Annotated in this window: 6 protein-coding genes; 1 reads left to right on the forward strand and 5 read right to left on the reverse strand. The window is 36.7% G+C overall.

All coding sequences use genetic code 11. The features are described from left to right. Nucleotides 1-106: 106 nt before the first annotated feature. The 3 genes from ACSSV9_RS14430 to ACSSV9_RS14440 all read right to left on the reverse strand — a co-directional run bounded on the left by ACSSV9_RS14430 (nt 107) and on the right by ACSSV9_RS14440 (nt 2,643). Nucleotides 107-403, reverse strand: a complete 297-nt coding sequence (locus tag ACSSV9_RS14430) for a thioredoxin domain-containing protein (RefSeq protein WP_437347964.1) — start codon at nt 401-403, stop codon at nt 107-109. A gap of 473 nt (nt 404-876) precedes the next feature. Continuing rightward, entirely contained in the window at nt 877-1,308 is a 432-nt protein-coding gene (locus tag ACSSV9_RS14435; protein ID WP_437347965.1) for an arsenate reductase ArsC, read from the reverse strand. Between the two features lie 300 nt (nt 1,309-1,608). After that, nucleotides 1,609-2,643 (reverse strand): PfkB family carbohydrate kinase, encoded by a 1,035-nt coding sequence (locus ACSSV9_RS14440; RefSeq protein ID WP_437347966.1) that lies wholly within the window; start codon nt 2,641-2,643, stop codon nt 1,609-1,611. A gap of 269 nt (nt 2,644-2,912) precedes the next feature. On the opposite strand from ACSSV9_RS14440, the gene ACSSV9_RS14445 reads away from it, so the two are divergent. Beyond that, on the forward strand, nt 2,913-4,997 hold the full coding sequence (locus ACSSV9_RS14445; RefSeq protein ID WP_437347967.1) for an acetate--CoA ligase family protein: 2,085 nt from the start codon (nt 2,913-2,915) through the stop codon (nt 4,995-4,997). Here the strand turns inward: ACSSV9_RS14445 and ACSSV9_RS14450 are convergent. After that, nucleotides 4,990-8,349, reverse strand: a complete 3,360-nt coding sequence (locus tag ACSSV9_RS14450; protein WP_437347968.1) for a DUF4175 family protein — start codon at nt 8,347-8,349, stop codon at nt 4,990-4,992. The genes ACSSV9_RS14445 and ACSSV9_RS14450 overlap by 8 nt on opposite strands. 1 nt (nt 8,350) lies before the next feature. Next, nucleotides 8,351-8,992 carry a DUF4159 domain-containing protein gene (locus ACSSV9_RS14455; RefSeq protein WP_437347969.1) on the reverse strand — a complete coding sequence of 214 codons (642 nt, stop codon included), beginning with the start codon at nt 8,990-8,992 and terminating at the stop codon, nt 8,351-8,353. Nucleotides 8,993-9,517: the final 525 nt, after the last annotated feature.

The raw sequence follows: 9,517 nt of genomic DNA on the forward strand, positions 1-9,517 counted from the left end.
GAGAGAAGCATTTATGCTGAGTAGTTTTGAATGAAACGAAAAAATCGGAGAGAAGCATTTATGCTGAGTAGTTTTGAGCGAAGCGAAAAACGTATCGAAGCAACATTTAACCCAAAATCATCTTCCTTATCTTTTCAGACGAAGGAATACCACCAGGATAGAAGCGGCAGGACAATTTGGGGTCGTCGGGCGGAGGCATTCCAATTAAATCTTTTCCATTAATTAAAACAGTGGGAGAGCCTCTGAAAGAAACTCTTCTTGCAGTATCTTCATCTTCAACTTTTATTTCAATAAATTCAATATTATCTTCAATACCTTTAATTGCTTCAATGATATTCTGGCGCATTGTTTTATGATTAGGACAATGCTCAAAATACTGGAATTCTATTTTAATCTTTTCCATGACTTTCTTCTTTATAAGGATTTATTACTATCAAATATAAAACAAATCTAACAAATTTTTCATCCAGCATTGCATTCACGAATCCAATCAACACCTACATATTAACGTAAGAATACATAAGCAGCATGCGCGAATAAATGACGGTTATAGCTAAGCTTTGCAGCAGCAGATCAATATTTTTACTAACTACAATAAAAGTTCTGCAGTTGCATTTTCTATAAACTCGTTTTTTCCTTTGCTAAATCTAAATTTTGTAATTTATCTTTTAACCAGTGTCTATGTTCGGAGTTAATGAATAGGTTAATGCTTGAAAAACATTTTTATTCTCAATAGATGGGCTATCATTCTATCGTAATCTGAAAATCTCAACTGGTCACCTAACTTTTTGGATATTTGCACGGATATTGTTTTTATGCACAAGTTGTTAAGCGAGATTCTCTATCTTGGTGCACTTTATCAATTCAGGGCGAATTTTACTCTCCCTTTTGCTTTTCTTCTAAATAAAATTGATAAAAGTCCCGTTTAATTTCGTCGCGTATTCTTCGGAATGTATTCAATATTTCTTCTTCCGTTCCGGTTGCTTCTGCGGGGTCTTCGAATCCAATGTGAAGTTGATGTTTAACATCGCCCAAAAAGACCGGGCAGGTTTCTTTTGCATTGTCGCAAACAGTTATAACATAGTCGAAAGAATGATTAATAAACTCGTTCACATTTTTCGGAAAATTATCTGTTATATCAATACCGACTTCTTTCATTACTTTGACTGCATTCGGATGAACTCGGGATGAAGGATTTGTGCCTGCAGAAAAAACTTCCAGTTCCGGGTCAAACGATTTTAGAAAACCCTCGGCCATTTGACTGCGGCAGGAATTGCCCGTACAAAGTATTAATATTCTTTTTTTCATGTTATTATCTTTCTTTTATTGAGAGTGTGATTATTTAATTGAATTGCACAGCTTGACAGCAATAGACAACAACAATAACCATAACAAAGATAAATAAATGCGTAGTTGTTTGCCATGATGGTCTTTCTGAGCCTTGATGAAAGAGCTGTAGATTTATCATCTTCTTCACTTTAAATTAAATAGTTAATTACAGAAGAATTATGACAAATATAGATCGGTGATTTGATGAGTTGAAAATGAGAAAATAAATTAAAAGAAAGTGCGGGGCTGATGTTATATCAAAATGCCCCGCATTGATGTTTATCTTTCCACTCTACCCGAGCCACCACTTTTGACTAGTTTTTCCACTTCGTCAATACTTACCAGATTGAAATCGCCCGGTATGGTGTGTTTCAAACAAGAAGCGGCAACTGCAAATTCAAGTGCATCTTTGGTGTTTTCTTTTGTCAGTAGACCGTAGATTAGTCCACTTGCAAACGCATCGCCACCTCCGACGCGATCAACAATATCGATTTCATATTTTTTAGAGCGGTATGGTTCTTTACAATCTTTATCGTCTAACAGTAATGCGCTCCATCCATTGCGGGAGGCTGAATAACTTTCGCGCAGGGTAATTGCAACACTTTTGAATCCATAAGTTTCTTTTAATTTTTTTGCAACGTTGAAATATCCTTCTTCATCAAGTTTGCCAGCTTCCACATTAGTTTTCTCCGCTTTCAGGCCGAGACTTTTTTCGGCGTCTTCTTCGTTTGCAATGCAAACATCGACGTATTTCATTAATGGTTTCATAACAGCCTGAGCTTCGGCAGTTGTCCACATTTTAGCTCGGAAATTCAAATCGCAGCTGACAGTTACACCCATCGATTTGGCTGTTTCGCATGCTTCACTCAATAAATCCTGAGCATTTTTTCCAAGTGCAGGAGTTATACCCGTCCAGTGAAACCAGCTGGCATTTTCAAATACTTTTTTCCAGTCGACTTCCCCTTTTTTCATTAAAGATACAGCCGAATTTGCTCGGTCATAAATTACCTTAGATGCTCTCTGACTTGCGCCTGTTTCTAAAAAATAGATACCGATACGATCACCGCCTCGTACAATATAATCATCTTTAACACCGTAACGACGGAGATGATTTACGGCACTTTGACCAATTTCGTGTTTTGGTAACTTTGTAACGAAATAAGAATCGAATCCATAATTAGATAATGATACTGCCACATTTGCTTCACCGCCACCGAATGTAACGTCGAAATTTTGCGCCTGAACAAATCGCGTATATCCCGGCGTCGATAAACGAAGCATAATTTCACCGAAGGTTACTACTTTCTTGCTCATGTTTTTATTCCCCAATTAATTTGACTTCTTAAACGATAAATTAAACGCAAAAATAAAATAATTTTCAGAATTTTGGATTGACTTGAGAATGATAATAATTCTGGTTAATTAAGGCACTAAATTCATTAAGTCGTATTCTCCTTTTATTTCTTACTTTGTCAAAGCCAGAGTTTATTATAAACAGAATAGTTACATAAATACGTGTGTTTCTTTTATGGTTCTATTTAAGACTCCACTTTTTTATTTTAGATATAAAAAAAGAGGAATGTGTGGAAATACTGAGGAAGTTTTTTTATCCCGAATCAATTTGTATTGTGGGAGCCTCTTCAAAACCCAAAAGTATTGGTTACGAAATACTAAAAAACATTCGAGACTACGGCTATAAAGGGAAAGTCTTTCCTGTAAATCCTAAAGCCGATGAGATATTGAGCTATCGATGTTACGCTTCGGTTAAGGAAATTAATGAATCAATTGATCTTGCAATTGTAACCATTCCTAAAAGTATTGTAGTCGATTCGGTTAAGGATCTTATGGAAAAAAATGTCAAGGCGATAATTTTAATAACAGCGGGCTTCCGTGAAATTGGGAATGAAGGTGAAAGACTGGAAAAGCAGGTTGCCGAAATAATTAAAAAAAATGGTGGTCGACTCGTCGGTCCAAATTGTATGGGTGTAATAAATACGCTGCCGGGGCATGAACTGAACGCAACATTTGTTGCGGAAAAACCGGATATCGGTTCAATTGCATTCTTTTCGCAGAGTGGAGCGCTCGGCGCCGCTGTGTTAAATACACTCCGCGAATCTGACGTCAGATTTGCACATTTTATAAGTATCGGAAACAAAGCCGATGTAAATGAAAATGATTTACTCGGTTTCTGGTTAAAAGATGATAACATACATACCTTAACTTACTATCTCGAAAGCTTCGACAATGGCATAAACTTTTTATTGCCTTTCATAAAGGGTGAGGTCGATAAACCGGTAATTGTTTTGAAAGCGGGACGAACGCAAAGTGGAATGAAAGCAGCTTCCTCTCATACTGGTGCTCTCAGCAGTAGCGACAAAATTGTGAACTCCCTCTTGAAGCAATTTGGAATCATCAGAGTCAAAACATTAAATGAATTGTTAAATACAGCAAAAGGCTTTGAACACTTTCCTCTAACTAGAGGCAATCGTATTGCCGTTGTAACTAATGCCGGCGGACCTGCAATTTTATGCGTCGATAGACTCGAAGAAAAAGGTCTGGTACTTGCCAGTTTGAACGCCTCGACAAAAGAAAAAATCAAATCGATAATTCATCCGGAAGGAAGCGCGGAAAATCCAATTGACCTGCTCCCTTCTGGCGACGAGGAAACCTATAAAAACGTTACGGCTTTATTACTCGAAGACGAAAACGTCGACGCTGTGATTACGATTTTTGTCGAACCAGTTATGGTAAAACCATTTGAAATTGTCGAGTCAATCTATAACAATTTCAATAATAGTAATTCAACAAAACCTGTTATCCATACAACAATACCGCTACCTGAATTCTGGAATTATTATAAAACGAATTCTCAACGTAAACTGCCAGTGTTCAAAAATCCGGAAGACGTTCCTGAAATATTATCGAATCTCTGGTTCTATAAAGAAAGATCCACCAGGCTGAAGAAAAATCGTAACGAATATCTTGAACTTATCAACAGGAAAGGTTCAAACCTGATTAAAACGGAAGGAAAGTATCTTACGCAAAGAGAGCTGAACGAAATAGCAAAAAAATATAATCTGCCAGTAGTCGAAAGTAAAATATTGAAATATGAACAACTTATAGAACTGAGCGATGAATTTTTCCCTGCAGTAATTAAAGGTATGAACGCTCGTGTAATTCATAAAAGTGAATTTAATGCAGTGCATTTGAATATTAAAAACAAGCAAAAGTTATTAGAAAAAGCTGAACAAATTCAAAGTAGTTTCAAAGAGAATGGTTTTGAAGTAGAAGAATTCTTAGTACAAAGATATTTGAAAATAAAACATGAACTTTTGATTGGGGGCTTTCGAGATCGTTCCTTCGGTCCAATTATAATGTTTGGCTCGGGTGGAAAATACGTTGAAATATTGGGCGACACTTCAATTCGTTCCTGCTATTCGAGCAGAGACGATATTTACGAAATGATTTCTGAAACAAAAATCGGGAAAATAATTCAAGGCGCACGCGGCGAAGTCGGAATCAAAATTGAATCACTCGTTGAATTAATAAGAAATTGTGCAATAATGATGATTGAAAATTTAGCTGTGGCAGAATTCGATATAAATCCACTTGCCGTCGATGTTGATAACAATTTATATGTGGCGGATATCAGGCTAAGAACTATTTGACTGAGCCGGCTTTTTCAAGTAGTTCAAAATATTTTTTTATTAATTCTCTGTAATCCTTTTTGTATCCTTCACTTATGGCCTTCAGCAATTCGTCTCTGAGGCGATTTCTCGTTTCATCGTCGGGAAGACTCAAAGGTGCGGGCGACTCGGTTTCGATATTCTTACCAGATTGAGATGTTCTGTTTTTTTCAAAATCTCGCTCGTTAATCGAACGCTGTGCATCGAGTAGGCGAGAAAGTATTCTCTCCTGTTTTTGAATCAAATTATCGTTCAATTTTTCGGTTTCCATATCTGCTACCACTTCCTTCATCTCTTCTAAAATTTTTTCGAGATTCGACGCCAGACGTTTCGACTGCCCGGAAGCTTTAGCTTCGCGATTAAGTTGTTCCAGTGATTTTCTTACCAGTTCCTGTTCCTGGGCAAGACGTTTTAATTGCGATAGCATTTCCTGCGAAAGTCCACCCTGCTGCAACTTCTGTGTCAATTGATTTAGATTCATTTGTTGCTGAGATAGTTGCTGCAATTGTTGAAATAGACTCATCATGCCGCCTCCCTGCCCGCCATTCATCATTTGATCCATTCCAGTTTTAATCATCGATGCTGCTTCGTTCAAACTTGTCATAGCGTTTGTTTGAGATTGAACAGCTCTATTTGCATTATGCGTCATCAAAGCCGATGTGGAATTTTGCATCTCTGCAAATGCTTTCCCGATCGATTTTCCCATTTCTGGTGTAATGGCAAAAGTTTCATGCGACATTTGTGTCATCTTTTGAAGAATCTTATTCAAACTGCTCTGTAAATTATTTTGTTTGTTTGCATTCTTGCTGAATTCTGGTGACGAGTAGTTTAATTTTTCCGTTTCATCTTTCAATTTTTCCTGATTTTTCGAGAGTGTCAACAAATCGTCGAGGAGTTTCATCATTTCAAAAAAGGTTTTTACCTGATTCATCTGCTGCATCGAATTTTGCAGATTCCGGAATTCTTTGAGCATGTATTCCATATTAGAAGAAAGCCGCTGTTGATTTTTCAGAGCTTCGGCTTTCATCATTTTCTTAAGCTTTTCGAGAGTTTCATCGGAGATTTTTTCATTCATCTGCTTTTTGTATTCTTCAATCGTGCTCTCAAGTTTATCTTTCGGAACATTGCTGAGACCCTCCATTTTTTCATTCAGGTCGTCCATTGTATTTTTTAGATTTTCGAGTTCATGTGAAATTTCGTTCTGACGTTCGACTAAATTTTCTCTCCGCTTTGAATCAGACAAATTGCTTTCTGTGGTTTTATTCTTCAAATCTTCGATTTTTTCAAGAAGGTTTTCCGTCCTTTTAATTAATTCGTCGATTTTTTGTTCTACCTGAATTCGCTTGAGTAGATTAATTGTGCGTTCCAGACTTTTCTTGAAATACTCTTCATTAAGTTTCAAATCTTCGGCGGACAATTGTGTTTTATCCCTCATAAGACTTTGTAGTGATTCCTGCAATTTACGGAGAGCTTCTTTCATTTCTTCACTGTTCAAGTCGTCCATTAATTTTTGTAGCTCTTCGTATTTCTTGAGAGTTTCTTCAGAAAGGAGATTTTCTTTCATCATTTCATTTTTCATTTCGGAAATTTTGTCGGCGATTTTTTCTGCTTTTTCGAGCAGGTTTTTGTAACGTTCTGCGGCCGATTCAATCCTCTCCTTTTCCTGCCACGAAATTTCCTTTTGATTCTTTTTCAAATCGTCACTTATTTGCTGTAATTCCTTGCCGAGTGTTTCGGCTTCTTTCAAGGTTTCTTCAAGTTCTTCGATCGATTCAGACTGTGTTTCGTTTATATCTTTGAATAATTCGTCGAGCGAAGGAACTGTAATAAGATAACTTTTTGTACGAGCAGATTTCGGGCCGTTGACGTCATCGTTGTCGAATACTTCGAGATAGTAAGAAACACTTTCACCTTCAGCAAGCACAAGTGGCGATAGATCCCATGCGTGGTAAATTTCTTCTTCTTTGTTCTTCCCTATTTTTATTGCTATTTCGTTAAATGATTCTTCGGCAGAACGGTACTTCGAAGCTACAAGTCGGTATTTCAACAGTAGACGCGTAAAGCCGTAATCGTCTTTTATGCGGACAATCAGTGGCACTATTGGATTATTATTCAGCTTTGTGTCTTCATTGGGCGAAATCATTTCAATCGACGGTGATTCGTCTGCAATAGTTTTAATAAAGTATGTAATTGGGTCTTTGTTGATATTCCCATCTTCGTCTTTAATGTTAACGAGATAACTGTCGTCATTCAATATTGAGAAGCTGCCGGTGGCGATATTGCCAAGATGATTTAGAATTATTTTTTTTCCAGAAGAAAATTTTAATTCAGCATAAGAAAGAGGTTTTGAGGACACAATTTTCAATTTTACATGACTACCCGGCAATGCAGTTATATTTCCATCGTCGCTGCGAAATTCTGTCGAAAGTTTTGTGTATGCTGGCGGAATTATTGTCAAATCGAGTTTTGTTATAAAAGGCGGGTCAGTAACTTCGATTTTATAGATTCTGCTTTTTATTCCATCAGCCGAGGCATAATACTCCGTTGAACGGAAAATTGATTTAATTCTGTAACTGAAAACCCCGGAAGAATCGGGCAGTAAAGGATATCCCGTAAATTCAGCGTCGACGTCGGTCTTTATGTAAAGATTAATTCTTTCAGGACTTTCTCCGGTCGTTTTAATCGCTATCTTAACTTCTTCGCCTTTTACGGCGTTATAATTTCCCGGTTTGACAACAAACTGAAATTTCAAAGGCTGTGCGTATTCTGAGGTGTAATTAATGAGACGAACAAAAGATGTCCTCAGACTTTCGAATGCTGAAAATAATAAGAGCGATGCAACCAATAAAATTACAAAACGATAAAGATGCTTTTTGAGCTGTCGGGTATCGACAACGGAAGTAAAGTCAAGTTCTTTAACTTTTTCATAGACCTTATCAAAAGCAGCTGTAATCAATTGTGCTGAATAAGCGGGATTATTTTCTTCGACCAATTCGAGAGCATTTACCAGCTGGTCTTTTATTGTAGGGAAGTAATCGCCGGTTTTTTTTGCAAGTAAATCGTAATCAGGATTTAAATATGAAATTAATTTTTTTATAGCAGGGATTAGAAAATAAAATCCGAATGATAAAAAAGAAGCCGTAATAAAAAGAAAAAAAAGGATTGTTCTGATTTGAACCGAGAAATGGAAAAAGTTTTCAGAAACTACATAAAGAATAATTAGTAAATTAACCGACGAAAGGTAGGCGCATAGCCTTTCAGACAATTCGACGAGAATTTCCCGAAGGAGGAAATTTCTTAGTTTACTTTTTATATGATTAATCTTTTCATTCATTTCAATTGATCAGAGCCCATGTTATAATATTGACGCCAAATTTTAAAGCTTCTTCCCTCTTTTCGGGCGGGTCGTTGTGAACTTCCGGATCCGCCCATCCGTCACTCGGATTCGATTCGTATGTGTAGTAGAGACAGAGTCTCCCTTCGACAAAAATGCCGAAACCACGAGGCTGTTTGTTGTCGTGTTCGTGTGTTTTCGGAGGTCCGTTGAAATCGAAAACGCAGTGATACAATCCGTAGTCAAATGGAATTTCGACGAGCTCTTTATCCGGAAAAACTTTTTTGATTTCGCGCCTTAATGACCTGTCGAGTCCGTAATCGTCGTCCACGTAAAGGAATCCGCCGTTAGTAAGATAGGTTCTGAGTTTGCGGGCATCGCTTTCGGAAAAAACAATATTTCCGTGACCGGTCATAAAAAGAATCGGGTAAGCAAATATGTTTCCGCTCGAAAGGTCAACAAATTCATAGACAGGTTTGGTTTTTATATATGTTTTTTCTCCGATGTACTTAAGTAAATTGACCTCTGCCGAGGGGTCGTTGTACCAGTCGCTACCGCCATTGTATTTTAGTCTGCCGATTTTCAGTTCCTGCGCCGAGCAAACTACAACAAAAATAAAAAATATAATAACCGTTCTTCGCATAACAATTATTTTTTATTTGGGTTCTAAAATAATTATTTATTGAGTCAATATATAGACCAAACGACATCAGCAGAAACAACTCATTCGGTGAGTTGAATTATCTTTACAAAATACCGTTGTATTTTATCAAGTGTAAGCGATGTTTTAATTACGTTGAAAGAATAGAACTATTTATTCATTTGTCAGAAAATTCGGTTGTTACCACATAATTCTAATTTACTTCGGCTACTAAAGGATTGATATTCACGATAAGGTAATTGGTATTGAATCTAAAATAATTGCTTCGACTTGTTCCAGATATTTTTGATCTTCTCGTTCATCTTATTTTTTGATGAAGGCAACAAAATGGTAAATAATTTCATAACGCCTTCTATAATTTGTATGACCCTCAATTTAATCGAATTAAATTGATGTTCTGCATTTTATTAAGAATTTCCATTATGTTTTAGAGACATCTGAAAAATTCAATTAGAGGAACAGATTTATAAGTATTGTCGTTTTCATTGAAAAAATAAATCATGTATA

This window comes from Melioribacter sulfuriphilus, from assembly GCF_051488685.1.
Lineage (GTDB): Bacteria > Bacteroidota > Ignavibacteria > Ignavibacteriales > Melioribacteraceae > Melioribacter.